The organism is Streptomyces sp. HUAS MS02 (assembly GCF_055702265.1).
In genome coordinates this window covers 1,069,318-1,093,543 of sequence record NZ_CM146747.1, presented here as the reverse complement: position 1 = coordinate 1,093,543, position 24,226 = coordinate 1,069,318, and the positions used below count along the sequence as shown (strand labels likewise).

17 protein-coding genes and 1 tRNA gene are annotated in these 24,226 nt (G+C 72.0%); 7 read left to right on the top strand and 11 right to left on the bottom strand.

What is annotated here, in order from left to right; translation table 11 throughout:
• Positions 1–64: 64 nt before the first annotated feature.
• The 5 genes from ACZ9QC_RS04600 to ACZ9QC_RS04580 all read left to right on the top strand — a co-directional run bounded on the left by ACZ9QC_RS04600 (position 65) and on the right by ACZ9QC_RS04580 (position 6,206).
• The gene (locus ACZ9QC_RS04600) at positions 65–1,093 is read left to right on the top strand and encodes an ABC transporter substrate-binding protein (protein ID WP_472918946.1); all 1,029 of its coding nucleotides are present in this window, start codon (positions 65–67) and stop codon (positions 1,091–1,093) included.
• Between the two features lie 58 nt (positions 1,094–1,151).
• Positions 1,152–1,991 carry a GNAT family N-acetyltransferase gene (locus tag ACZ9QC_RS04595; RefSeq protein WP_472918945.1) on the top strand — a complete coding sequence of 280 codons (840 nt, stop codon included), beginning with the start codon at positions 1,152–1,154 and terminating at the stop codon, positions 1,989–1,991.
• A 14-nt stretch (positions 1,992–2,005) separates the two neighbouring features.
• A complete protein-coding gene (locus ACZ9QC_RS04590) occupies positions 2,006–3,253 on the top strand; it encodes an LLM class flavin-dependent oxidoreductase (protein ID WP_472918944.1) in 1,248 nt (415 codons plus the stop codon).
• 20 nt (positions 3,254–3,273) lie between these two features.
• Complete coding sequence (locus tag ACZ9QC_RS04585; RefSeq protein WP_472918943.1) at positions 3,274–4,671, top strand: NtaA/DmoA family FMN-dependent monooxygenase; 1,398 nt, start codon at positions 3,274–3,276, stop codon at positions 4,669–4,671.
• Positions 4,672–4,835: 164 nt separating this feature from the next.
• Positions 4,836–6,206, top strand: coding sequence for an amidohydrolase family protein (locus ACZ9QC_RS04580; protein WP_472918942.1), 1,371 nt, complete (start codon positions 4,836–4,838; stop codon positions 6,204–6,206).
• 122 nt (positions 6,207–6,328) lie between these two features.
• Here ACZ9QC_RS04580 and ACZ9QC_RS04575 read toward each other — a convergent pair whose 3' ends face one another.
• Genes ACZ9QC_RS04575 through ACZ9QC_RS04565 form a run of 3 tightly spaced genes read right to left on the bottom strand, consistent with a single transcriptional unit; the run spans position 6,329 to position 7,952 of the window.
• A complete protein-coding gene (locus tag ACZ9QC_RS04575; RefSeq protein WP_215454001.1) occupies positions 6,329–6,811 on the bottom strand; it encodes a Dps family protein in 483 nt (160 codons plus the stop codon).
• A gap of 14 nt (positions 6,812–6,825) precedes the next feature.
• Entirely contained in the window at positions 6,826–7,101 is a 276-nt protein-coding gene (locus ACZ9QC_RS04570) for a WhiB family transcriptional regulator (RefSeq protein ID WP_319241575.1), read from the bottom strand.
• 41 nt (positions 7,102–7,142) lie between these two features.
• Complete coding sequence (locus ACZ9QC_RS04565; RefSeq protein ID WP_472918941.1) at positions 7,143–7,952, bottom strand: alpha/beta hydrolase; 810 nt, start codon at positions 7,950–7,952, stop codon at positions 7,143–7,145.
• Positions 7,953–8,115: 163 nt separating this feature from the next.
• Here ACZ9QC_RS04565 and ACZ9QC_RS04560 point away from each other — a divergent pair, with 163 nt between their 5' ends.
• Entirely contained in the window at positions 8,116–8,889 is a 774-nt protein-coding gene (locus ACZ9QC_RS04560) for a sulfite exporter TauE/SafE family protein (RefSeq protein ID WP_184902108.1), read from the top strand.
• A 42-nt stretch (positions 8,890–8,931) separates the two neighbouring features.
• On the opposite strand, the gene ACZ9QC_RS04555 is transcribed toward ACZ9QC_RS04560, so the two are convergent.
• Positions 8,932–9,447 (bottom strand): DUF309 domain-containing protein, encoded by a 516-nt coding sequence (locus tag ACZ9QC_RS04555; protein WP_472918940.1) that lies wholly within the window; start codon positions 9,445–9,447, stop codon positions 8,932–8,934.
• Positions 9,448–9,546: 99 nt separating this feature from the next.
• Here ACZ9QC_RS04555 and ACZ9QC_RS04550 point away from each other — a divergent pair.
• Positions 9,547–9,620 (top strand) — tRNA-Pro (locus ACZ9QC_RS04550).
• 95 nt (positions 9,621–9,715) lie between these two features.
• Here the strand turns inward: ACZ9QC_RS04550 and ACZ9QC_RS04545 are convergent.
• The 7 genes from ACZ9QC_RS04545 to ACZ9QC_RS04515 form a co-directional block, all read right to left on the bottom strand.
• Positions 9,716–9,919: a hypothetical protein gene (locus tag ACZ9QC_RS04545; protein ID WP_472918939.1), complete on the bottom strand. Its 204-nt coding sequence runs from the start codon at positions 9,917–9,919 to the stop codon at positions 9,716–9,718.
• A gap of 97 nt (positions 9,920–10,016) precedes the next feature.
• A complete protein-coding gene (locus ACZ9QC_RS04540) occupies positions 10,017–11,291 on the bottom strand; it encodes a Rieske 2Fe-2S domain-containing protein (protein WP_472918938.1) in 1,275 nt (424 codons plus the stop codon).
• Positions 11,292–11,338: 47 nt separating this feature from the next.
• Positions 11,339–14,038, bottom strand: a complete 2,700-nt coding sequence (gene redH, locus ACZ9QC_RS04535) for an undecylprodigiosin ligase RedH (RefSeq protein WP_472918937.1) — start codon at positions 14,036–14,038, stop codon at positions 11,339–11,341.
• Between the two features lie 22 nt (positions 14,039–14,060).
• The gene (locus tag ACZ9QC_RS04530; protein WP_472918936.1) at positions 14,061–15,152 is read right to left on the bottom strand and encodes an SAM-dependent methyltransferase; all 1,092 of its coding nucleotides are present in this window, start codon (positions 15,150–15,152) and stop codon (positions 14,061–14,063) included.
• Positions 15,140–16,033, bottom strand: coding sequence for a thioesterase II family protein (locus ACZ9QC_RS04525; protein WP_472918935.1), 894 nt, complete (start codon positions 16,031–16,033; stop codon positions 15,140–15,142). The genes ACZ9QC_RS04530 and ACZ9QC_RS04525 overlap by 13 nt, the downstream gene beginning before the upstream one ends.
• The gene (locus tag ACZ9QC_RS04520) at positions 16,020–17,084 is read right to left on the bottom strand and encodes an NAD-dependent epimerase/dehydratase family protein (RefSeq protein WP_472918934.1); all 1,065 of its coding nucleotides are present in this window, start codon (positions 17,082–17,084) and stop codon (positions 16,020–16,022) included. The genes ACZ9QC_RS04525 and ACZ9QC_RS04520 overlap by 14 nt, the downstream gene beginning before the upstream one ends.
• Positions 17,085–17,087: 3 nt before the next feature.
• Positions 17,088–24,218, bottom strand: coding sequence for an aminotransferase class I/II-fold pyridoxal phosphate-dependent enzyme (locus ACZ9QC_RS04515; RefSeq protein WP_472918933.1), 7,131 nt, complete (start codon positions 24,216–24,218; stop codon positions 17,088–17,090).
• Between the last annotated feature and the right edge of the window lie 8 nt (positions 24,219–24,226).

The window sequence follows — 24,226 nt, the reverse complement described above, 5'->3', positions numbered from 1 at the left end:
CGCGCCCCCGCACTTCCCCCCACACCGCCCGCACCAACCACCCTCTCGAACGACAAGGACAGCCATGCCCACGCACACCCGGTTCTCCCGGCGCAGCCTGCTGCGCGGTATCACCGCGGCGACCGCCGCCGCCACCCTCGCCACCGGGCTCACCGCCTGCGGGGGTGACACCGAGGCCGCCACCAGGACCGACGCCGCCGGCACGGTCACCGTGGGACAACTGGCCAACGGTGCCGCCGAGGAGACGGAGATCAACGTCTCCGAGGTGAAGTCCATCAGCGCCAAGCTGCCCGCCGCGATCAAGAAGAGCGGCAAGCTGGTGATCGGCTCGGGCACGCTGCCGTCCGGCAGTCCGCCGCTCGGCTTCATCGGCAGCGACCAGAAGACCGTCACCGGCTCCGAGCCCGACCTCGCCAGACTCGTGGCCGCCGTCCTCGGTCTCGAACCCGAGATACGCCAGTCGACCTGGGAGAACCTGTTCATCGGCATCGACAGCGGCAAGGTCGACGTCGGCTTCTCCAACATCACCGACACCGAGGAGCGCAAGCAGAAGTACGAGTTCGCCTCCTACCGCAAGGACGACCTGGCCTTCGAGACCAAGAAGGACAGCGGCTGGAACTTCGACGGCGACTACGAGAACCTCGCCGGCAGGACGGTCACGGTCGGCAACGGCACCAACCAGGAGAAGATCCTCCTGGAGTGGAAGGCGAAGCTGGCGAAGGAGGGCAAGAAGCCCCTCACCGTCAAGTACTTCCAGGAGAGCAACAGCATCTACCTGGCGCTGAGCAGCGGCAAGATCGACGCCTACTTCGGCCCCAGCCCCAACCTCGCCTACCACGCGGCCAAGACCGCCGGCACGCCCCAGGCGACCCGTATCGCGGGCCAGTTCTCCGGCGCCGGTGAGACCCTCCAGGGCCTGATCGCCGCGACCGCCAAGAAGGACAGCGGCCTGGCCGAGCCGCTCGCCGAGGCCATCAACCACCTGATCGAGAACGGGCAGTACGCCGACTGGCTGAAGGCCTGGAACCTCTCCAACGAAGCGGTGGAGAAGTCGGAGGTGAACCCGCCGGGTCTGCCGCTGACCAACTCCTGACGCTCGGTCACCGACCTTGCAAGGCAATCCAGTTGGCTGACGAAAGGACTCCGCCCCCGTGGCACACCGGACCGAACTCCACGGGGGCGGAGCCCCGCCCGCACCGGCCGCCCCCGCGCTCTCCGTTCCGACCCGCGCCGTTCCCGCTCGCGCCGTTCCCGTCGACGCCGGCCCCGGCCCCGGCCCCGGCAGTGACCTTCCCGTCCTCGACAACGCTGTCTGGGCCTCCCTCGACGGTCCGCACGCCTCCTTCGCCGAACGGTTCGGCGCCGCCGCCCGCTACCCGGCCGACGTCTACGCCTTCGCCGCCCTCGCCGACCCCGAGGACCCGGCCGCCTGGGCCGACCTGCACACACTCGTCGGACCGGGCGCCGTCGTACGGGTCAAACCGGTCGGCAGGGTCCCGGACGGCTGGGAGGTGATCGGCGGTGGACAGGGAGTCCAGTTGGTGGACACCGCCCTACGGGCCGAACCCGCGCCCGAGGCCGTACGGCTCGGCCTCGACGACGTCCCCGAGATCCTGGACCTGGTCGCCCGCACCAGACCGGGCCCCTTCCTGAAGCGGACCGTCGAACTGGGTACCTATCTCGGCATCCGGGAAGGGGGACGGCTGATCGCCATGGCTGGTGAAAGGATCCGTCCGCCCGGCTGGACCGAGATCAGCGCGGTCTGCACCGACCCGGAGCACCGCGGCCGGGGCCTCGCCACCCGGCTGGTCCGCGCGGTCGCCGCGGGCATCCACGAACGCGGTGACACACCGTTCCTGCACGCCGCCGCGGACAACCTCCCGGCGATCCGGCTCTACGAGTCCATCGGCTTCACCCTGCGCCGCAGCTCGGCGATCCGCACGGTCCGCAGCCCGGGAACACGTCCCGCGCGAGCCGTACGAACCTCCTAGGAAGGCACCCATCCGTGTCCCCAGCAGCCCCCACCCCCGCGTCCACCTCTCTCACCCCGACCGTGCCCCCGTCCGCCCTGCACCTCGCCGTCGCCCTCGACGGCACCGGATGGCACCCGGCTTCCTGGCGCGAGCCGACGGCCCGCCCCCGTGAGCTGTTCACCGCCCGCTACTGGGCCGACCTGGTCGCCGAGGCCGAGCGGGGACTGCTCGACTTCGTGACCGTCGAGGACGGTCTTGGCCCGCAGTCCTCGCACTTCCTGGACCCCGACGAGCGCACCGACCAGGTCCGCGGCCGTCTGGACGCCGTCCTGATCGCCGCCCGGATCGCCCCTCTCACCCGGCACATCGGCATCGTGCCGACCGTCGTGGCGACCCACACCGAGCCCTTCCACATCTCCAAGGCGATCGCCACCCTCGACTACGTCAGCTCCGGCCGCGCCGGCCTCCGCGTACAGATCACCGCTCGCCCGAACGAGGCGGCCCACTTCGGCCGCCGGACGATCCCGCGCATCGAGGCCTACGACAGCCCGGACACCCAGGAGCTGGTGACCGGCCTGTTCGACGAGGCAGCCGACTACGTGGAGGTCGTGCGCCGGCTCTGGGACAGCTGGGAGGACGACGCCGAGATCCGCGACGTGGCCACCGGCCGGTTCATCGACCGCGCCAAACTGCACTACATCGACTTCGAGGGCCGCCACTTCGACGTCAAGGGGCCCTCCATCACCCCCCGCCCGCCGCAGGGCCAGCCCGTCGTGACCGCGCTCGCCCATGACACCGTCCCCTACCGGCTGGTGGGCCGCCAGGCCGACATCGGCTACGTCACGCCGCACGACACCGGCCAGGCGCGCGCGATCGTCGCCGAGATCCGCGCGGAGCAGCGGGCCGCCGGGCGCGCCGACGAGCCGCTGCACATCTTCGGCGACCTCGTGGTCTTCCTCGACGACGACCCGGCCGAGGCGGCGGCCCGCAGGGAGCGCCTCGACACCCTCGCGGGCGAGCCGTACCGGAGCGACGCCCGGATATTCACCGGCAGCCCGGCCCAACTGGCCGATCTGTTGCAGGAGTTTGCGGGCGCCGGACTGTCCGGCTTCCGGCTGCGTCCCGCCGTGCTCGGCCATGACCTCCCGGCGATCACCCGAGGTCTGGTCCCCGAACTCCAGCGCCGCGCCGCCTTCCGCCGCGGCTACGAGGCCGACACCCTGCGGGGCCTGCTGGGCCTGGCCCGCCCCGCCAACCGCTACGCCGCCGCGACGGTCTGAGCCGGACGGAGACCCATCCCATGAGCAAGCCGAGCAACCCCAGCAACCCGAGCAGTGCGACCGACCCGAACAAGCCCCTCAAGCAGATCCACCTCGCCGCCCACTTCCCCGGCGTCAACAACACCACCGTCTGGAGCGACCCCGAGGCCGGCAGCCACATAGAGTTCAGCTCCTTCGCGCACTTCGCGCGCACCGCCGAACGCGCCAAGTTCGACTTCCTGTTCCTCGCGGAAGGACTGCGGCTGCGCGAACAGGGCGGGGAGATCTACGACCTGGACGTCGTCGGCCGCCCCGACACCTTCACCGTTCTCGCCGCGCTCGCCGCCGTCACCGAGCGCCTCGGACTGACCGGCACCATCAACTCCACCTTCAACGAGCCCTACGAGGTGGCCCGCCAGTTCGCGAGCCTCGACCACCTCTCCGACGGTCGCGCCGCGTGGAACGTGGTCACCTCCTGGGACGCCTTCACCGGTGAGAACTTCCGCCGGGGCGGCTTCCTGCCGCAGGAGGAGCGGTACTCCCGCGCCCAGGAGTTCCTGGCCACGGCGACCGAACTCTTCGACTCCTGGGACGGGGACGAGATCGTCGCCGACCAGGAATCGGGTGCCTTCCTGCGGGACGCCAAGGCCGGATCCTTCGTTCACACGGGCCGGCACTTCGACATCGAGGGCCGGTTCAACGTCCCGCGCTCACCGCAGGGCAGGCCGGTGATCTTCCAGGCGGGAGACTCGGAGGAGGGCCGCGAGTTCGCCGCGTCGAGCGCCGACGCCATCTTCAGCCGGTATGCGAGCCTGGACGCGGGGCGGGCGTTCTACACCGACGTCAAGAACCGCCTCGCCCGCTACGGCCGCCGCCACGACCAGCTGCTGATCCTGCCCGCGGCCACCTTCGTCCTGGGGGACACCGACGCCGAGGCCGCGGAACTCGCCAAGGAGGTACGCCGCCTCCAGGTCAGCGGCGCCACCGCCATCAAGCATCTGGAGTTCGTCTGGAACCGGGACCTGTCCTCCTACGACCCCGACGGCCCCCTCCCCGACATCGATCCGGACACCGGCGACGCGCACATCTCCAAGGGACGGGCCCAAGTGCGCATGTACCGCGATCCGTTGGCCACGGCACGGGAGTGGCGGGAGCTCGCCGCCGCCAACGGCTGGTCCATCCGTGACCTCGTCATCGAGACCGGCAACCGCCAGAGCTTCGTCGGCTCGCCGGAGACTGTCGCGCGGACCATCGATGACTACGTCCAGTCCGACGCGGCCGACGGCTTCATCCTCGTCCCGCACATCACCCCCACCGGCCTCGACCCCTTCGCCGACAAGGTCGTCCCCCTCCTCCAGGAACGGGGAGTCTTCCGTACGGACTACGAGGGCACGACCCTCCGCGACCACTTGAACCTGGACCGGCCACCGGTGGGGTAGCGCCGGCCCCGGCGGCGGGGGAGTGCGTGTCGCCGCCGTTCGCCGGCACCTCCCAGGAGCGGGTCGTCCCCACCGTCGGCAGGGTCGTGCGCACGGTTCACGACTTCGCCGCATACTGACAGTCCGTCATTTTTCGACGGGACCCACCTCTGGGAGGAACGGCGATGACCACACGGATGCCACGGATGCTCCTGCGCTCGGGCCATGTCGTCACCATGGACCCGGCCGTCGGTGACCTGCCACGGGGCGACATCCTCATCGAGGACGGCACGATCACGGCGGTCGAGCCGCACATCGACGCGGACGTCGACGCCGAGGTGCTCGACATGACCGGCCGTATCGTCATCCCCGGCTTCGTCGACACCCACCGCCACACCTGGGAGGCGCCGATCCGCGGCTGCGCCCCCGACGCCACCCTCGACGACTACTTCGTCGACGTCCTCGACACCTTCGCGCCCGTCTACACCCCCGAGGACGTGTACGCGGGCAACCTGGCGGGCAGCCTGGAGTGCCTCAACGCGGGCATCACCACCCTCGTCGACTGGTCCCACATCAACAACACGCCCGAGCACCCGGACGCCGCGATCCAGGCGCTGACGGAGACCGGCATCCGGGCCCAGTACGCGTACGGCAGCGCCAACACCTCCCTCGCCGACTACTGGTTCGACAGCAAGATCGCGGTGCCCGGCGACGACGTGCGGCGCGTCCGCGCCGAGCACTTCGCCTCCGACGGCGGTCTCCTCACCATGGCCCTGGCCACCCGGGGCCCCGGCTTCTGCACCGACGACGTGGTCCAGCGGGAGTGGGGACTCGCCCGCGAGCTGGGCATCCCGATCACCGTGCACGTCGCCATGGGCCGCCTGGCCGGACGCTTCGGCATGGTCAGGCGGCTGCACCAGATGGGCCTGCTCGGCCCCGACACCACCTACGTCCACTGCTGCCACCTCGGTGAGGACGAGTGGCGGATGGTGGCCGACAGCGGCGGGACGGTCTCCATCGCCGCCCAGGTGGAGACCCAGATGGGACACGGCTGGCCGCCGGTCATGCAGGCGATCGAACACGGGCTGCGGCCGTCCCTGAGCATCGACGTCGTCACCACCGTGCCCGGCGACATGTTCACCCAGATCCGCGCGGCCTTCGGCGCCGAACGGGCCCGGGTCAACGCCGACTGCTGGCAGGCCAACCTGCCTGTCCCGAGCACCATGTTGACGGCACGTCAGATGCTGGAGATCGCCACGGTCAACGGCGCCCATGTGGCCGGGCTCGAGGACCGCACCGGCTCCCTCGCCCCCGGCAAGCGCGCCGATGTCGTCGCCCTCGACGCCACCGCCCTCAACATGGCGCCCGTGCACGACGCGACCGCCGCCGTGACGCTCAGCGCGGACGTCTCCAACGTCGACACGGTCATCGTCGACGGCGTGATCCACAAGCGGGACGGCAGGCTGCTCGCCGACGTCGGCCGGGCCCGTCGCCTGGTCGAGGAGTCACGCGACCGGCTGCTCGCGGCCGTGGCGGCCAGGAAGAGCACCACCTGACGAACAGCCACGCGACACCATGAAACAGCACGGGACACGCCGGGCCGCCGGAGCCCCCGACCGCTGCAAGGCGGTCGGGGGCTCCGGCGGCCCGTGGTCCTCGACGGGGCACGTCCTGACGGTCAGTCCTCGCGCGGCCAGTTCTCGGCCTCGAACATCCAGCGCTGCTTCTCCAACTCGTAGGTGAGCGAGATCAGCAGGTCCTGGGTGACCTTGTCGGCCTCCTCGGTCGCGTCGATCCGCTTCCGCAGCCGCCCGATCGCCTCTTCCAGCGCCCCCACCAGCAGCCGTACGACCTCGGTGTCCCGCAGCCAGCCCTCCTTCGGCCCCTGCAGATCGAACCGTGCCGCGACCGTCTCCGGCCGGCCGTCGGGGGAGACCCCGAGCGCGGCCGCGCGTTCGGCGACCTGATCGGCGTAGGACCGGGCCGTGGACACCACCTCGTCGAGCTGCAGGTGGATCGAACGGAACCTCGGCCCCACGATGTTCCAGTGGGCCTGCTTCCCGATCAGCGAGAGCCCCAGCAGATCCACCAGGCTCTCCTGCAGCGCGTCGCCCGCGATCCGGCGGGCGGGCTCGGGCAGCGTGCTCCTCACCATCGTCATCTACGCGTCACTCCTCATCGCTTCGTACCGGCGAGAGCCTCGTGCCGGGCGGCATCGGCGCTCCCGGTTCTGCGGAGCAGGTCGGTGCGTTCCTCCTCGCCCATGCCGCCCCACACGCCGGCCGTCTGCCCGTTGCCGAGCGCCCACATGAGGCACTCGCGGCGCACCGGGCAGCGGCCGCAGACACGTTTGGCGGCGGCGACGTCGTCGAGCGCCGGTCCTGTGGTGCCCACGGGGAAGAACAGTTCGGGGTCCTCTCCCACGCAGGCCGCTCTCCGCAACCACTCCATGCGGGGCCGGGTGCCCAGCGCGGACGACGGAAAACGCGGGTTCAGCGACCCAGTACGCCGTCCACGAACTCCGTGACGTCCGCGAGCACTTCGCTCCGGTTCGTCTCGTTGAACACCTCGTGCCGGGCGCCCGGGTAGACGCGCTCGGTCCACTCGGTCCCGCGCAGCTCCTCGATCCCCGTACGGCTGCCGGGCAGCGGCACGATCCGGTCGTCGTCGCCGTGCAGCCACAGCAGCGGGAGCGGACCGATGGGCCCGCCCTTCGAGATCGTCTCCAACGTGCGGTCGATCGCCTCCAGCGTGGGCCGCTTGAACGGGCCGTGCCACACCAGCGGATCGTTCGCGTACGCGGCGCCGACCGCCATGTCCCGCGACAGCAGCTTCGGGTCGAGCGGCACCTCGGGCACCCGGGGCGGCGCGAGCAGCGCCCGAAGGGGCCCCCAGATCCCGATCAGCGGCCCGGACAGGACGAGCGCCGCGAGCCCGGAGCCGTAGCGCTGGGCGTACCGCGCGCCGATCAGACCGCCCATGGAGTGACCGATCAGCACCACCGGCAGCCCCGGGTACGCGGCCCGCGCCAGCACCTCCACGGCGTGCACATCGGAGACCACGTCCTCGAAGTCCTCGATCAGCACCCGCTCGCCCGCCGACCTGCCGTGCCCCAGGTGATCGGGACCGAACACCGCCGCGCCGTGCCGCACCAGGGCGTCGGCCACATGCTCGTACCGGCCGATGTGCTCCCCGTATCCGTGCACCAGGAGCACCACGTACCGCGCGCCCTCGCACGGCCATTCCCGCGCGGTGACACCGCCCCGCGTACCGGCGAAGCTGTGCTCGCGCGAGTCGGCCATGACTCCTCCAACTACGTCGGTGAAGGTACCCGGGGGATCTTGCCAGCCCGTCGGACGATGGTCCATGGGCCGTCCGGGGCCAAAGCGCCGAGCCTGGCGGCAGGGCCGACTGGCGAGACGGTTCTGCCGCGCGCCGATAGGTGCGCATAGCATCGGTCCCCGCATGAACACGATGACTCTCTGGCACCTGTCCACGGCCGAGTTCGCGGCCCTCGCCTTCGCGGCCCTGCTCGTCGGCTTCTCGAAGACGGCCGTGAGCGGTGCCAACACGGTCAGCCTCGCGATCTTCGCCGCCGTGCTGCCCGCGCGCGCCTCGACGGGCGTCCTCCTGCCGATCCTGATCGTCGGCGACGTCCTCGCGGTGCTCACCTATCGCAGGCACGCCCACTGGCCCACCCTGTGGAAGCTCTTCCCGGCGGTCGGCGCCGGCGTGCTCCTCGGCACGCTGTTCCTGGTCTGGGCCGACGACCAGGTCGTCCGCACCTCCATCGGCGCGATCCTGCTGCTGATGACGGCCGTCACCATCTGGCGCCGCCGTACGGTCGACAAGGACGACGAACCCGACGCGATCACCACCCGCGCGGGCCGTGTCAAGGCCCGTTCGTACGGCGTACTCGGCGGTTTCACCACCATGGTCGCCAATGCCGGCGGCCCCGTGATGTCGATGTACCTGCTCTCGGCGGGCTTCCGGAAGCTCGGCTTCCTCGGTACGTCGGCGTTCTTCTTCCTCATCGTCAACGTCTCCAAGGTCCCGTTCAGCGTCGGTCTCGGACTCATCGACGCGCACTCGCTGCTGCTGGACGCCGCGCTCGCCCTGTTCGTCGTCCCCGGCGCGTTCCTCGGCAAGTGGGCGGTGAACCGCATCAACCAGAAGCTGTTCGAGCAGTTGGTGATCGCGGCGACGATCGTGGGCGGCCTGCAACTGCTGCTCCGCTGAGCCCTCCGTCCCGTACGGCGCCGAGTCCAGGGGTCCGCTTGGTCAGCCCCGCAATCGCGGCGCCCACGCCTCCGCGTCGACCGCGGCCCCCTCCCGCTCCACGACGTCGGCCAGCCGTCGGGCCCAGGCGCCCACCCCGGCGAGATCGACGCCGTGCGGATGCGACCGTCCGCTCCCGGCGCCCCATTCCTCCACGGCACCGGCGCCGCGCCGCAGCAGCCGTGCCCCGCCCTTGACGTTCCCGCGCGCCGAGTGCGTGAGTCCCACCGCGAGCTGGGCGAGGCCACGCCACAGCGCCCGCTCCTCGTCGGGGCCGGACTTCCAGGCGTCCTCGAAGACCTCGTGCGCATGGAACGGCTTCCCCGCGTCCAGCAGCGCCTGCGCCTCGGTGACCGTCCGCTCGGGGTCCCGCACCACTCCTTCGGGCTGCCGCTCCACACCCGGCGCCCCGTACGGCAACGGGCGCCCCAGCCCGTCCCGGGGCCGCGCGCTGCGCGCCCGCCCCTCCTCGTCCCGGTCCCGCTCCGGCGCCGTCCCGTCCTCCGCTGTCCCGCTCATGCCCCGATTGTCCCTCGCCGCTCACCGGCCACGGGGCAGTGGCCGACGTACGGTAAAGTTCTCAGTGCGCGATCACGCGGTTCCCCGCGGACAGCGCACCGGGACGTGGCGCAGCTTGGTAGCGCACTTGACTGGGGGTCAAGGGGTCGCAGGTTCAAATCCTGTCGTCCCGACTGGAGACAGTCGCAGGTCAGGGCCGGTTTCGGAGGTATCCGAAACCGGCCCTTGATCATTCTTGGGGCCAGGTGAGGACCGGCGTCCTTGACTCTCAGGGAATCGAGCCCGCATCAGACCCGGAGCTCAATGCCGCCCAGGACAGCGTGCCGGATCCGCCGCCGGCGAGGCCGAGCCCGGTGCGGAGAATCTCCTGCAACGCTGCTCCCAGCCGTGCCGCGCCGCAGCCGTACGAGAAGGGCCGGGCCGCGCCGCGCGCCTGCGGCATGTCGTCGATCGGTACTGCGTCTTCTGTCACGCTCGCCGTTCCCCTCGTCTGTGTGCGCGGAAGGCGGCGCCGCGGCGCGGTGCTCGTGACCGCCACGCCGCGGCGACCCGTTGCGGGTGGGGTGGGCTCACCCTGCCGTGGCACCGGACCAGGTCTCGACCTCGTCGCTCGGGGGCACGGTGGGGGCGGAGTTGCCGTTGAGCTTGCCGTTGCCGTTGCCGTTGCCGTTGCCGTTCGCGGACGCGCGCGGTTTGCCGGTGGAGGCAGGGGCAGGGGACGGCGCGTCCCGCAAGTCCAGGTCCTCGGCCATGTCCATCCCGCCGACCATGCCGTCGCCGGTGTCGTGGACCGTCTCCTGGCGGCGCTCCCTGGCCTCCCGCAGCAGCCGGGCGCGGGTCTTGATGAACTTGGCGTTCATCTCGTCCACCGGGATGAACTTGTTGACGCCGCCGCCGCTGATCCGGGGCTCCTGCTTCGCCATGATCTTGAAGTCCTGCGGGTCCTGGACGAACTTCTCCAGGTACACCTGGAGCGTGGACATCAGGCGCCGCAGCGCCGGCAGTCGCAGGATCGGCTTCAGCTGCGGGAACTCGTAGACGCGGAAGATGTGCTGGGTGTGTTCCTCGTCCACCGGCATGAACCAGGACGTCGTCTCGAACGCCTCGGTCTGCACGTGCACCATGCAGGGGAACGAGAACGTGATGACGTAGTGGATGCTCTTGCTCGGGTCGTCCTCCTGGCCGTGGTCGAACGAGTACCGGAACGTCATTCCGTCGTCGTCCGTCTCCACATGATGGTTGTGGATCATGGTGGCCTTGAGAAAGTTCTGCTTTCCGTCCAGGCCGAACTTGCGCAGCGTCCCGTACAGGAAGTTGAAGTCCAGGTAGTTCAGCCAGTGATCCCGGTGCACATAGGTCACGTGGTAGAACTCCTGGACGCTCTCGATGTACCGCGTGTAGTGAACCGGCTTCTCCCACGAGATCGTGGAGTAGAGGCCCTCGTGCTCCTTGATCTCACGGGGCGCGATGATGTCCGGACGCTCGTCCGCCGGGCGGTCGTCGCCCCACCACATCCAGATCAGGCCATGACGCTCCTGGACCGGGTACGAACGGATCTTGAGCGACCCGGGTATACGGGCGTTCCTGCCCATCGCCGGGGTCAGCGTGCACGTGCCCTCGGGGTTGAACAGGAAGCCGTGGTACGGGCATTCGACCGCGTTGCCCTTCAGACGGCCGTCACCCAGGTCGGCCCCCTTGTGCGGGCACCGTGCGTCCTGGACGACGACGTTGCCGTCCATGTCCCGCCACAGCACCAGCTGCATGCCGAGGCGCCGCAGGCTCGTGGGCTTCTTGGTGTTGACATCCGTGGATATGGCGATCGGGTACCACAGGTCGGGGATCATCCGTCTCTCCTGTCTCGGGTGTGTTCTCTTCCGGTGCCGAACTGCCCTCAGGGGCCCGCGGGTTCGACGACCTCGACCGTTCCGGCGTCGCCGTCGACGGCGATCAGGTCGCCGGTGTGGATGATCTGAGTCGCGTGCTTGGTGTTGACCACCGACGGAACGTTGAACTCGCGCGCGACGATCGAGCTGTGCGAGAGCATCGAGCCGATGTCGGTGACGACACCGCCGGCGATGGCGAACAGCGGGGTCCAGGTCGCGTCCGTGAAGCCGGTCACGAGGATCTCCCCGGCCTCGAACTCGTCCGCCTGCCAGACCAGGTCCTCCACGATCCGGGCCCGGCCCACCACGCGTCCGGGGCTGGAGCCGAGGCCCTCCAGACGCGCACCGTCCGGCGCCCGCCGCACGGCCGTCGCGGGGTCGTGGTGGCCGATGAAGGTGAGCGGCGGTTCCGGGAGCCGCTTGTGGTACTCGTGCACGCGGCGTGCCTCCTGGACCCGGGCACGGGGGAAGGCCGCCGTCTCCGTGGCGTCACCGGCGAGATAGCCGCGCACGTCCTCGAAGTCGAGGTACATGACCTCGTCCAGTGACGTCAGCACGCCGGCCTCCACCAGTCGGCGCCCGACCTCGTAGACCACGCTCCGGACCAGCCAGATCGACGTGATCATGGACATCCGGGTCGCCTCGCGCAGTTCGCTCGTCCCCTCGTACAGGGAGATGACGCCCTCCAGCACCTTCCTCTTCAGGAACGGCAGACGGTCCAGCACGTCGCGGGAGTCGTCGTGGTATCCGCTGCTGCGCTGCATGAGGTCGTCGGCGGAGAAGCCGTCGGCGGCGTAACGGCGGATCATCTGGAACAGGTACGACGGGTCGTCCACCCAGCGCGGGTGGGACAACTCCATCTCCTGGGGGCCACGGGTGCCGTTGGCACGCAGGAAGGGCTCCATGTGCCGGTCCCAGTAGGCCCGGCCCTCCTCGTCGGCGCGCAGCGTGGATTCAAGGGTGCCCAGCGGCTCCTGCTCGATGATCTTCAGGACCTGAGGGGACTCCTTGGCGGCCTGGGCGAGGGACCAGATCTCCTTGGCGCATCCGACGGTCCGCAGGTTCGACATGTCCGTCTTGACGCGGTTCTGGAGGTTGGCGCCGTCCGTGCCCAGCCAGAGCGAGCACAGCTCGGTCAGCACGCCGTAGAACGCGAACGCGTTGATGTAGTACGGCATGTAGCCCACGTGCATGTCATGGAAGTAGCCGAGCCGCCGGTTCAGTTCCATGTGCAGTTCTCGGCGTGTCATCCGGGTCAGGTCCAGGGCACGGGCCCGGTCGAACTCGTACAGGCGGGAGGCGACCATCTCCTTGGACCGGGGCTGTGCCCGGGCCATCTCGGTGGCGGTGCTGCGCACCCAGAAGGCGAGCGACAGGAGGTCCTGCGTGCCGGACGGGAAGCTGCCGAAGGGGTTCTCGTAGCCCGTGGTGTCGAGTTCCTCGCTCACGAAGCGGTTGGTGAAACGGCTCTGGTCGCGGGTGGGCAGCGCCTGCTGCATCACGTAGGCGCTGTAGGAGATGTTGAGGTAGACATGCCCCTGGACGTAGCCCATGGGCAGATCGGGGTCACCGGTGGTGCGCACGCCGAGCGCGGACGTGCAGTCCAGGTGGACGTGCTGCTGGTAGTACTTGGCGAAACTCACTCCCAGCGGTGTCATCAGGCCGACGAAGATCTCGCCGATGTCCATGCGCGACCACAGGGTGCCCTGCTCGATGGGGTCCGGCTGCGGCGTGACGTACGTGCCGGGCACGGCCCGCCCCGCCTCCTTGCGGGTGGTGACGGGGCGGGCCTGGAAGACGTGGAAGGCGCCGTCGCGCATGCCCCACTCGATGTCCTGCTCGTGGCCGTAGTGCTCGCGCACCCGCAGGGCCAGGCGCGTCAGTTCGGCCAGCTGGTCATGGGTCAGGCAGGGTGCGTGGCGCGCGCTGCCCTCGACCTTGGTCACGCCGATACGGCCGGGGGCGATCGGGGCGCACTTGGTGACCTTGTGACGCACCCGCTCCTCGACGACCTCCAGGGTGCGGTCGTCCACGACGAAGTAGTCGCTGGAGACCCGGCCCGCGACCAGCCCCTCCCCGAGGCCGACGCACGCCTCGATCACGATCCGGTGCTCTCGCGCGCTGACCGGGTCGACAGTGAACAGGACGCCACTGACGTCGGTGTGCACCATCTCCTGCACCACCACGGCGATGGAGCCCGGCAGTGCTCCCTCCTCCCGGTAGGCGGCGGCCCGGTCGGACCACAGGGACGCCCAGCACTGCCGGACCGCGTCCAGGAGGTCCTCGTCGCCCGCCACGTCGAGGACCGTGTCGTGCTGGCCCGCGAAGGACTGGACGGTGGAGTCCTCCTTCTGCGCGGAGGAGCGCACCGCCACCCGGGGCCGCCCCAGGGCGGCGTACGCGGCGAGCACGGCTTCGGCGATCGGGGCGGGCACCGGGGTGGAGAGGACCAGTTCGCGGGCGGTGCGGCTGTCCACGCCGGACAGCGCGCGGGCCAGGCCCGTCTCGTCGAGGAAGGCGTCGAACAGTTCCGTGGTGAGGCAGAAGGCAGGCGGCACCGGAAGGCCGGCGGCCGTCAGTTCGGCGAGCCGGGCCGCTTTGCCGCCGAGGACGCCGAGGACATCGGGGGCGGCGGTGGGTTCGGAGCCGAGCAGCACGATCCGCTCGGACAAGGGCGCGGAATCCGTGTCGGGCGCGTGAACGGTCATGGTGAGATCTCCTGGACGACGGTCAGGGCTGCACGGGACGGACGCTGGTGCCCACGAAGGCCCGGAACTGCTCGCCCGGGATGAGCCGGGTGGCCTCCACGTCGACGAAGCCGGCCTGCTCCATCTGCTCGACGAGTTCGTGCTCGACGGGAAGCGGGCCGCCGAAGTCGGCGTTGGCGAACCAGAGGTTCAGCACCTCCAGGCCGATGTTGCCGCCCTGGCAGCTCGTCGTGAGCAGCAGCTTGCCGTTCGGGGCGAGCAGCGAACGGACCCGGCGCAGTACCGCGGTCCGCTCGGCGACCGGGAAGTAGTAGATGTTGTTGTGCAGGGTCACGAGGTCGAACTGGGGCTCCAGTTCGAGGGTGCGCAGATCGGCCTGCCGGGTCTCCACACGGTCGGCGAGGCCCCACTCGGCCATGTTCGCGGCCGCCTGGTCGGCGACGTTCTGCTGCAGGTCGACGGCGAGGGCGGTCAGCCGCGGGTTGAGTCGCGCGGCGTGACGTACGTAGACGCCGCTGCCGCAGCCGACCTCCAGCAGCCGCACGGGCAGGGCACGGTCGAGGTTCCTGGAGACGGCCTCCTCCACGAAGGGCTGCACGACCCGGGTGGAGCGGGCGATGACGGCGCCGTCCTGGTCGCCGAGGCTGAAGCGCCGGCCGTCGCGCGGCATGACGGGGCCGTCGAGCAGCGCGGGCACGTGGAAGCGGGTGACCTCCTCCAGCATGGCGGCCGTCGCGTCGTTCCCGGGCCTGGCCAGGGCGCGGGCCGGCACGCTGCCGAGCTGGTAGCAGCCGTCGACCGTGGTGCTCAGGTCGCCGAGCCGGACGCCCAGGTCGAGCCAGGCCCGCAGGCGGTCCCTCTCCTGCGGCGGCACCCCCAGCCACTCGGCGAGCGACACCACGTCGCAGGGGCGGTGGGCGAGGCGGGCGAGCACGCCGGAGCCGGCGGCGGAAGCGAGGAAGGAGACCCGGTAGATGGGCTCGACGACGCCCTTGGACAGGGCGAGCAGCAGCGGCAGCCGCGGATTGCCGAGCAGCCGGGCGACGGTGAGGATGTCGGTGAGTGGGTCTCCCACTCGTTTGTAGGCGTTCTTGGCGAGGCTCAGTATGTCCATGCTGCGTTCCTTGACGGGGTGACGGGCCGCGCAGTGTCGCCGGGGCCGGGGCCTGAGGGGGATCTGCCGAGCTCGGCCCGCACCTCGCGCAGCAGCACGGAGCGCGCGGGACCGTTGAGGAAGAAGTGACCGCCCGGCAGGTGGTGGCGCAGGAACGATCCGGAGGTGTAGGGGCGCCAGGCCTCCACGTCGGACTCCGGGGCCAGCCGGTCCTCCGCTCCGGAGAAGGCCGTCACCGGGCACGGCAGGGGAGGGCGCGGCCGCCAGCGGTAGCCGTCGCAGGCGCGCAGATCCGCGCGGAGCGTCGGCAGCCGCTGGCGGAAGTAGGCGCCGCCGACCGACGGTTCGGGGCCGAGGCCGCCGAGGTCCGCGACGAACCGGAACAGCTCGTCGTCGCTCAGACCGTGGTCCGCGCGGTTCCCGTACAGGTGCGGGGCGCGGCTGCCGGAGACGAACAGGTGCCGGGGCCCGGCCGCGCCCCCGCGGCGCAACGCACAGGCCACCTCGTAGGCGAGCAGCGCTCCCATGCTGTGTCCGAACAGGGAGTAGTCGCAGGGCAGAAAGCGGTCCGCCACGGCTCCGGCGACGGCCTCACTCAGCTGCCGCATCGAGGTGTACGGCCGTTCGCGCAGGCGCAGTCCGCGGCCCGGCAGCTGCACCGGCACCACCCGGCCCCGCCAGCCGAGGGCGGCGAGCTCCCGCTGCCAGCCGCGGTAGACCGACGCGGTGCCGCCCGCGTAGGACAGGCAGATCAGGTACGGCCCGTTGCCCGGAGCGCCGTCGTGGGAAGCGGGCCCGGACGGCTCGGCGGTGCTGCCGGCCCGGGACTCGAAGGCGGGAAACCAGCCGGTCCCGCCCGCGTGCGCCTCAGCGGGCGACATGGCGGCGCCCTTCGTCCGAGTCGAGCCATGTGAGGGTGCGGCGCATGCCCTCCGCGAAGTCCACCTCGCTCTTGAAGCCGAAGTCCTCCTGCGCACGGCCGATTCCGTACGACTGGTCGCGGTCGAAGAGGTGGACGGCGTGCCGGGTCAGCACCGGCCTGGACGTGACGCCCAGCATGCCGTACAGCCGTTCCGAGACGACCGCGATGGCGGTGGCCAGCGGCGTCGGCAGACTCAGCTTCGGCTTGCCGGTGCCGAGCCCCTCGGCGAGCGCCTCGACGAACTCGCGCCAGGTGGTCCGCTCCGGATCACGCAGGTTGTAGGCGCGGCCCACGGTCCGCTGCGACAGCGCCGCCGCGATCATCGCGTCGACCGCGTTGTCCACGTAGAGCAGGCCGGCGGGAACCTCGCCCTTCCTGATGTAGATCATCTGGTTCTTCAGGAGCAGACCGCCGATCTCGATCACGAAGTCCTTGCTGGCGGGCCCGTAGACGGACACCGGCCGGACGATCGTCACCGGCACGCCGGTCGCTTCGGACGTCTCCAGGACCGCGCGCTCACCGAGGATCTTGCTCCGGTTGTACGGCAGTCCGATGTCGTGCGGGGGCCGGCTCTCGTCGCAGGCCGTTCGCGGGTAGCCGTACACGTCGGTGGTGCTGACGTGCAGCACACGGGCCACGGATCCCGCGCGGTGTGCGGCCTCCACGAGGTGCCGGGGCCCGTCGACGTTGGCGCGGCGGAACTCCTCCCAGGGGCCCCAGTCCGCCGACATCCCGGCGCAGTTGTAGACGTGGGTGACGCCGGCGGTGGCCCGGCGCAGACTGTCGGCGTCCTCCAGGGAGCCGGTGACGACGTCGTCGGCCGTGTCGGCGAAGTGCGAGCGGTCGCTGCCGGAGCGGGCGAGGACCCGGACCCGGTGCCCACGCTCGGCCAGCCTGCGGACGAGATGACGGCCGAGGAAGCCGCTGGCTCCGGTGACCAGCACGTCGGGCGTGTGGCCGGAAGCGGGTGCCTCGGGGGCGGCGGCGGACTCGTTGCTGTACGAGGTCATGGATCACACCAGAAGGTCGAGGGAGAGTTCGAGGTCGGCTTCGCTGTGCTCGGCGTTCACGAAGAATCGCAGCCGGGACCGGTCGCGGGGCACGGCCGGGTAGCCGATGGGCATCACGTTCACGCCCTTGCCCAGGAGGGTGTTGGACAGCGCGATGGTCCGCTCCCAGTCCCCGGTGATCACGGGGATCACCGCGGAGGCCCGCGAGACCCCGATGTCCAGGCCGCGGGCGCGGGCCTGCGTGCGGAAGAACTCGGCGAGCTCCCGGACCCGCGCCACCCGCTCCGGCTCGTCGCGCAGCACCCGGATCGCCTCCAGCGCGGCCGCCGTGTTGGCCGGTGAGATACCGGTGCTGAAGATGTGCAGTGGCGCGGTGTACCTGAGGTAGTCGACGAGCGGGGCGCGGCCCGCGATGTACCCGCCGAGGCTGCCGATGGCCTTGCTGAGCGTGCCCATCCACAGCTCGACATCGGCGGGGTCGGTGTCCCAGTGCTCGCCGATGCCACGGCCGGTGCGGCCGAGCACGCCGAGCGAGTGGGCCTCGTCGATCATCAGCAGCGCCCGGTGACGCCGCTTCACATCGATGAAGCGCGGCAGGTCGGGGATGTCACCGTCCTGGCTGTAGGCGCCCTCGATGACGACGAGCGCCCGGCGGTACTCGCCGCGCGCGGTGGACAGGATCCGGTCGAGCGCCTCCCAGTCGTTGTGCGGGAAGGGGCGGCGCCGCGCGCCGGACAGCATCGCGCCGCGCACCGTGCTGTCGTGGATCCACTCGTCGTGCACGATCAGGTCCTCGGGGCCGAACAGATGGCCGACAGTGGCCACGTTCGTGGCATGGCCGCCGGCGAAGACGACCGCGTCCTCGGTGCCGAGGAACGAGGCGATCTCGGCCTGGAGTTCGTGGTGCAGCGGGGTCTCGCCGAACAGCAGCGGGGTCGCCGAACTGGAGGTGCCGTACCGGTCGATGGCCGCCCGCGCCGCCTCCCGCACCCGCGGGTGGTGGGAGAGACCCAGGTAGTTGAACGAGGCGAAGTTGACGACCTGCTCCCCGCCGACCTGCGCGACGGCGCCGTTGAAGCCCTCGTGGACGCGCCCGTAGGGATTCGCGGGCCCGCTGCCGACCTGCCGCAGGCGCCCCAGGTGCTCGGCGTACTCGGGCCACTCCTCGAACGCGTACTCCTGCCGTACCGGAACCGCCCGAGGGGGTTGCTCGCCCGTGGCCGGCGGCGCGGTCCGCGGGTCCGGGGCGGACGTGGCCCGCCCGGCGAGCAGGTCGGCCACGTCCTGCACCGTCGGGTCCTCGGGCAGCCCGTGCCGCAACCGCTCCGCCTCGTGGGGGAACCGGGCGGCGATCCGTCGCTGGAGGTCGGTCCGCATCAGCGAGTCCAGACCCAGATCCGCGCCGAGCCGCGCGTACGGCGCCACCCGGTGCGCGGGGAACCCGCAGACCAGCGCGGTGCATTCGCGTACGTACGACAGGAAGTCCGCACCCGGTGCGGCACCGCCGTCGGGGGACGACGACGGCGCGCCGTGGACGCCCGGTACGGGGAACGCGCCGGGCACCCCGCCCGGTGGACCGGCGGCCGGGTGGGGGAGCGGCGGCAGCGGCGGCCCGCCGGCGTACGGGACGAGCACGTACGGTGCGGGGGCGTACGGCATACCGGGCGTCGCGTACGGCATACCGGCCGTCGCGTACGGGACGCCGCCCCACAGGGGGTAGGGCATGCCGGGCCCGGGCCAGGGCACGACGGCCATCGGGTGGGGCGTGGCGGCCATCGGCTGGGGCGTGCCGGGAAGCGGGTGCGGGACATCGGGGGAACCGGACGCGGTTGCCGGGGACGGTGCGGCGCCGACGGGGAGGGCCGCCGCGTGCGCGCCCGGGGCGGCTACGGCCGCGGGGTCCGCGGCGGGCGGGGTGTGCGGGCGGCCGTCCTCCGGCGCGGCCTCCGGACGGAACCAGTACCGCTCGCGCTCCAGGGGGAGGTGCGGAAGTGGGACCCGCGCGGTCGGCGCGTCCCGGTCGAGGCCGGACCAGTCGACCTCGCCACCCGCGCAGTGCAGGCGGCCGAGCGACCGCAGGAACGTCCGCCAGCCGCCGCCCTGCCGGTTCAGCGAGGGCAGCCACAGCGGCCTGCCGGTCTCCTGGTCGGCGCCGCCCTGGGAGGCGACGATGCTCCGGCACAGGTTGATCAGCGTCGGGTGCGGGCCGATCTCGACGAAGGAGTCGCAGCCCATCCGCCGGAGTTCGGTGAAGCCCTCCAGGAACCGCACCGGGGAGAGCATGTGCTGTGCCCAGTGGCCGGCGTCGATGCGCTGCGTGGGCCGGCCCGTGAGGTCACAGATCCAGGGGATGCCCGGCGCGGCGAAGGCCAGCCTGCCCGCGGCCTCGGTCAGTGGTGCGGCAGCCCCGGTCATCAGCGGGGAGTGGAAGGCGTGCGACACCGCCAGCGGCCGTACCGTGACGCCGCGCTCCGCCAGCAGCCCGCGCACCTGGCCGACCTCCTCGGCGGCTCCCGAAAGAACGAGGTGGTCGGGGGTGTTGACGGCGGCCACCGCGACGGAGGCGAACTCGGCGGCGACCGCCCGGACGGCCTCCGGGTCACCGACGCACGAGATCATCGCGCCGTCGCCCGGCTGCCCGGCCATGAGCCGGCCCCGTTCGGCGGCGAGGACCAGCGCGTCCTCGAAGGACAGCACCCCCGCCACGCAGGCCGCGCCGAGCGCGCCGACGCTGTGGCCGAGAACCGCGGTCGGGCGCACGCCCACCTCGCCCCACAGCCCGGCCAGGGCGACCTCGAGGGCGACCAGAGCGGGCTGGCAGTTGCGCGTGCCGCGCAGGGCTTCCTCGTGCGCCGGGTCGAAGAGCAGGTCGAGCAGGGGGACTTCGAGATGGGGGCGCAGGATCTCGGCGGCCCGGTCGAGGGTGGCGGCGAAGCCCTGGTGGCCCTCGTACAGCTCCTTGCCCATGCCGGTGTGCTGGGTGCCCTGCCCGCTGAAGAGAAAGGCGGTGCGGGGCGCGGGCGCGGTGGACGTGTGGCCGCGCAGCACGGCTGGGGTGGGTTCGTCCCGGATCAGTGCGTCGAGGGCCGCGTCGAGCTCGGTGGCCGAGGTGGCCGAGGTGGCCGAGGAGGTCGAGGAGGTCGAGGAGGTCGCGGCGACCGTCAGGACCGCGCGGTGCGGCAGGTGGGCGCGGCCGGTGTTCGCGGCGTGGCAGAGGTCCGCCACGGTGACGTCGGGGTGTGCGGCGAGGTGGGTGCGCCAGGAGCGGGCGAGCGTGGTCAGCGCGGTCGGTGTGTGGGCCGACAGGCACAGTGCGTGCACCGGCCGGGGATGCGTCACGGTGGGGGCCTCCCGTGGGGGCGCGGGTGGGTTTTCGAGGATCACGTGGGCGTTGGCGCCGCCGAATCCGAAGGAGCTGACCGCGGCGCGGGCGGTGCCGCCGTCGGGCAGCGCGCGGTGGCGGGTGGGCACGGACAGTCCCGAGCCCGCCCAGTCGAGGTGGCGGTTGGGCTTGTCGAGGTGCAGCAGGGCCGGGACCTGGCGGTCCCGCACGACCAGGGCCGCCTTGATCAGCCCGGCGATGCCCGCGGCCGCCTCCAGATGCCCGATGTTGGTCTTGACCGAGCCGATCAGGCAGGGCGCGTCGGCGGGCCGCCCGCGGCCGTACAGACCGGCCAGGGCCTCCCACTCGACCGGATCGCCGAGCGAGGTGCCGGTGCCGTGCGCCTCGACGTAGTCGACCTGGTCCGCGCGGAGCCCGGAGCGGGCGAGCGCCTCGGTCATGACCCGTTCCTGCGCGGAACTCCTGGGCGCGGTCAGGCCGTTGCCGCGTCCGCCGTGGCCGAGCGCGGAGCCCCGGATGACGGCATGGACGCGGTCGCCGTCGGCCAGCGCGGCGGTCAGCGGCTTGAGCAGGACGAGGCCGGTGCCCTCCCCGCGCACGTACCCGTCGGCGCGGTCGTCGAAGGTGCGGCAACGGCCGCCGGGACTGAGCATGCCGCCGGAGGCGAACGCCACCGACAGGGCGGGGGTCAGCATCAGCGAGACACCGCCCGCCAGCGCGACGCCGCACTCGCCCTCCCGCAGAGCCCGGCAGGCCATGTGCACCGCCACCAGCGACGAGGAACAGGCCGTGTCCACGGCGAGGCTCGGGCCGTGCAGGTCGAAGACGTACGAGAGCCGGTTGGCGGCGATCGACTGGGCGTTGCCGGTCGCCGTGTACACATCGACGCTGTCGAGCCGCGGCAGCTGCACCTGCGCGTAGTCCTGGCTGCTGATCCCGACGAAGACCCCCGTGCGGCTGCCGGCCAGCCGCGTCGCCGGGATCGCGGCGTCCTCGAAGGTCTGCCAGGCGGTCTCCAGGAGCAGGCGCTGCTGCGGGTCCATCCGGTGGGCCTCGCGGGCGGAGATCCCGAACAGGGCGGCGTCGAACTCGTCGGCCCGGTCGAGGAATCCGCCGTGGCGCGGTGCGGCCACCTCGGCGCTGTCCCAGCGGCTGGGCGGCACCTCGCCCACGGCGTCCCGGCCGTCGAGCAGCAGCCGCCAGTAGCTGTCGACATCCGGTGCGCCCGGGAACCGGCAGCCCATGCCGACGACGGCGATGGGTTCGGCGGGGTCCGCGGCGGCGGTCGTGGCCGTGGCGAACACGGCGGGGGCCGGTTGCGACGGCGCGGGCCCGGTGCCGAAGCGGGCCGCCACCGCGCTGATGGTGGGGTGGTCGAAGACGGCGGCGGCGGGCAGCTCCCGGCCGAGCAGACCGCCGAGTTCGGCGCCGAGAGCCACCGCCTGCCTGGAGTCGAGGCCGAGCGAGGCGAACGGGCGTGTGACGTCCACGGCCGTGACCGGAAGGCCCAGCCGGTCCGCGACACGGGCGCGCAGCCAGCCCTCCAGCGCGGCCGCGGAGTGGGCCGCGTCCGGGGCCTGTGCCTCGCCGAGGAGGACGTGCCGCTCCCGCGCGGAGGACGCCGGCTCGATGCCGGCGCGGTCCGCCGCGCTGACAGAGGAGTGCCGCTCCCGTCCACCGGCCCGGCCTTCGGTCTCCCCGCCGAGGCAGAGCTCGACGAGCCGGCCGGCGTGCGGGCGGACGAGCAGTTCCCCGACGGGGATCCGGACGCCGAGCCGCGCCTCAAGGGCGCCGACGGTGTCGAGGAGCCGGGGGTAGTCGAGTCCGAGTTCGGCCAGCGGCCGGGGACCGTCCGCGTCGGCGGCGGTGATCTGCCGTCCCGTGCTCCCGGTGAGGGCCAGGGCCACCGCCTCGGCCACCCGGGTACGGCGCCCGGCGGGTGACAGACCGGTGAGGCCGAGCGGGTCCCTGGCCGCGGCCCCGGGTTCCAGGTCGGTCGTGGGCACCACACTCGCCGCCACGACCGGCAGCTCCAGTGAGAGCAGCGCGGCGCGGGCGCCCTGGCGTTGGATCTTGCCGCTGGTGGTCTTCGGTACGGCGGAGTGCCGGACCAGGGCGATGGTGTGCGGCGCGACCTCGTGCTCCTCGGCGAGGGCGGTGCGCAGCGCGGCCAGTACGGCACCGGGATCCTCGGCGCCGGGGCCGCCCAACTCCTGGACCAGGGCGAGCTGTTCGCCGTCCGGGGCGGGAACACCGAAGGCCGCCCCGCTGCCGGGTCGTACGGCCTCGCTGGCACGTTCGGCGGTGAGTTCGACGTCGTGCGCGGCGAAGTTGCGCCCCTGCACCACCACGACGTCCTTGAGGCGGCCGGTCAGGTGCAGCCGGTTCGCCCGCAGGAAGCCGAGGTCACCGGTGCGCAGCCAGGCGGTGTCCCGCTCGCCCCTGATCCGCGCCTCGAACGTCTCTCTGCCGGCCTTGCGCTTCCCCCAGTAGCCCTGCGCCACGCTGGGGCCCGCGAGCCAGACCTCGCCGATCGTGTGCTCAGCGAGCCGCCGCTTGGTCCTGGGGTCGACAATGGCCACCTCGACACCGGGGACCGGGGAGCCGCAGTCCACGACCCGGCGGGCCCGCGCCGGGTCCGCCCCGGCCGACTCGACGGGTTCGGCCACGCCCGCCTCCAGGCCCGCCGCGCTGAACAGACCCGCTTCGGGAGCCTCGTGCGGTCCGACCCCGGTGGCCATGAGGGTGCCCTCGGCGAGCCCGAAGCAGGGCATGAGCGCCGTGCGCGCGAAGCCGGCCGGGGCGAAGTAGGCGGCGAACCGGTCCAGGGTGTCCGCGCGCACCGGTTCGGCCCCGTTGAGCGCCAGTCGCCAGTTGCGCAGGTCCAGGGTGTCCCGCTGCTCGGGAGTGATCCTGCGCAGGCACTGCTCGTAGCCGAAGTTGGGGGCGGCGCTGAGGGTCGCGCCGGTGCGGGACAGGGTGTCGAGCCACAGCAGGGGGCGCTGCACGAAGGTCTTCGGGGCCATGAGGTGGGCGGGGAAACCGCCGTACATCGGATGCAGGATGGCACCGATGAGTCCCATGTCGTGGTACGGCGGCAGCCACGAGACCATCTGCGCGTCCGCACCGTGCTCCAGCCAGGTGTGCATCGCCCGCAGGTTGTGCATCAGGTTGGCGTGGGTGACCACGACGCCCTTGGGGGTCGAGGTCGAGCCGGAGGTGTACTGCAGGAAGGCCGCCGCCTCGGTCGTGACGTCGGGTTCCTGCCAGCCGTCGGCGAGGTCGGGCGCCAGCTCCTCACTCGCCGTCCACCGCAGCCCGGCGAGCCCCGCGACGCTCGGTTCGGCCTGGCCGGCGCGGACCGTGTCGAGGACCGCGCGTGTGGTCAGGGCGTGGCGGGCGCCCGAGTCGCGGACGACGGCGGCCAGCCGGGAGGCGGTGCGGCCGGCGCGGGTACGGTCCGGCGGGTAGGCGGGCACGGCGAGGGCGCCGGCGTACAGGCAGCCGAAGAAGGCCGCGATGTAGTCGAGGCCCGGCGGGTGGAGCAGCAGCACGGGTCGGCCGGCGACCCCCTGGTCCTGCAGGTGTGCCCCGACGGCGCGTGCGCGTGCGTCGAGTTCACGGTAGGTCAGTGACGTGTCGGTGCCGGCGCTGTCGGTGAGGAAGCGGTAGGCGAGCGCGTCGGGACGCGTGTCGGACCACTGCCTCAGCAGCGCGGCCACCGTCTGCGCGGCGATCGTCTGCGGGGCGCCGCCGCCCTGACGCGGGGTGCCGGTCGGTGCTGCTTTCACGATGTTCC

What these genes read in the sequence shown, in the direction of transcription:
- redH (WP_472918937.1), bottom strand. Translation starts at nt 14,038, where the DNA reads ATGACCGTTCACGCGCCCGACACGGATTCCGCGCCCTTGTCCGAGCGG.
- ACZ9QC_RS04575 (WP_215454001.1), bottom strand. Translation starts at nt 6,811, where the DNA reads ATGACGATGGTGAGGAGCACGCTGCCCGAGCCCGCCCGCCGGATCGCG.
- ACZ9QC_RS04565 (WP_472918941.1), bottom strand. Translation starts at nt 7,952, where the DNA reads ATGGCCGACTCGCGCGAGCACAGCTTCGCCGGTACGCGGGGCGGTGTC.
- ACZ9QC_RS04585 (WP_472918943.1), top strand. Translation starts at nt 3,274, where the DNA reads ATGAGCAAGCCGAGCAACCCCAGCAACCCGAGCAGTGCGACCGACCCG.
- ACZ9QC_RS04530 (WP_472918936.1), bottom strand. Translation starts at nt 15,152, where the DNA reads ATGGACATACTGAGCCTCGCCAAGAACGCCTACAAACGAGTGGGAGAC.
- ACZ9QC_RS04580 (WP_472918942.1), top strand. Translation starts at nt 4,836, where the DNA reads ATGACCACACGGATGCCACGGATGCTCCTGCGCTCGGGCCATGTCGTC.
- ACZ9QC_RS04520 (WP_472918934.1), bottom strand. Translation starts at nt 17,084, where the DNA reads ATGACCTCGTACAGCAACGAGTCCGCCGCCGCCCCCGAGGCACCCGCT.
- ACZ9QC_RS04560 (WP_184902108.1), top strand. Translation starts at nt 8,116, where the DNA reads ATGAACACGATGACTCTCTGGCACCTGTCCACGGCCGAGTTCGCGGCC.
- ACZ9QC_RS04525 (WP_472918935.1), bottom strand. Translation starts at nt 16,033, where the DNA reads ATGTCGCCCGCTGAGGCGCACGCGGGCGGGACCGGCTGGTTTCCCGCC.
- ACZ9QC_RS04540 (WP_472918938.1), bottom strand. Translation starts at nt 11,291, where the DNA reads ATGATCCCCGACCTGTGGTACCCGATCGCCATATCCACGGATGTCAAC.
- ACZ9QC_RS04570 (WP_319241575.1), bottom strand. Translation starts at nt 7,101, where the DNA reads ATGGAGTGGTTGCGGAGAGCGGCCTGCGTGGGAGAGGACCCCGAACTG.
- ACZ9QC_RS04600 (WP_472918946.1), top strand. Translation starts at nt 65, where the DNA reads ATGCCCACGCACACCCGGTTCTCCCGGCGCAGCCTGCTGCGCGGTATC.
- ACZ9QC_RS04555 (WP_472918940.1), bottom strand. Translation starts at nt 9,447, where the DNA reads ATGAGCGGGACAGCGGAGGACGGGACGGCGCCGGAGCGGGACCGGGAC.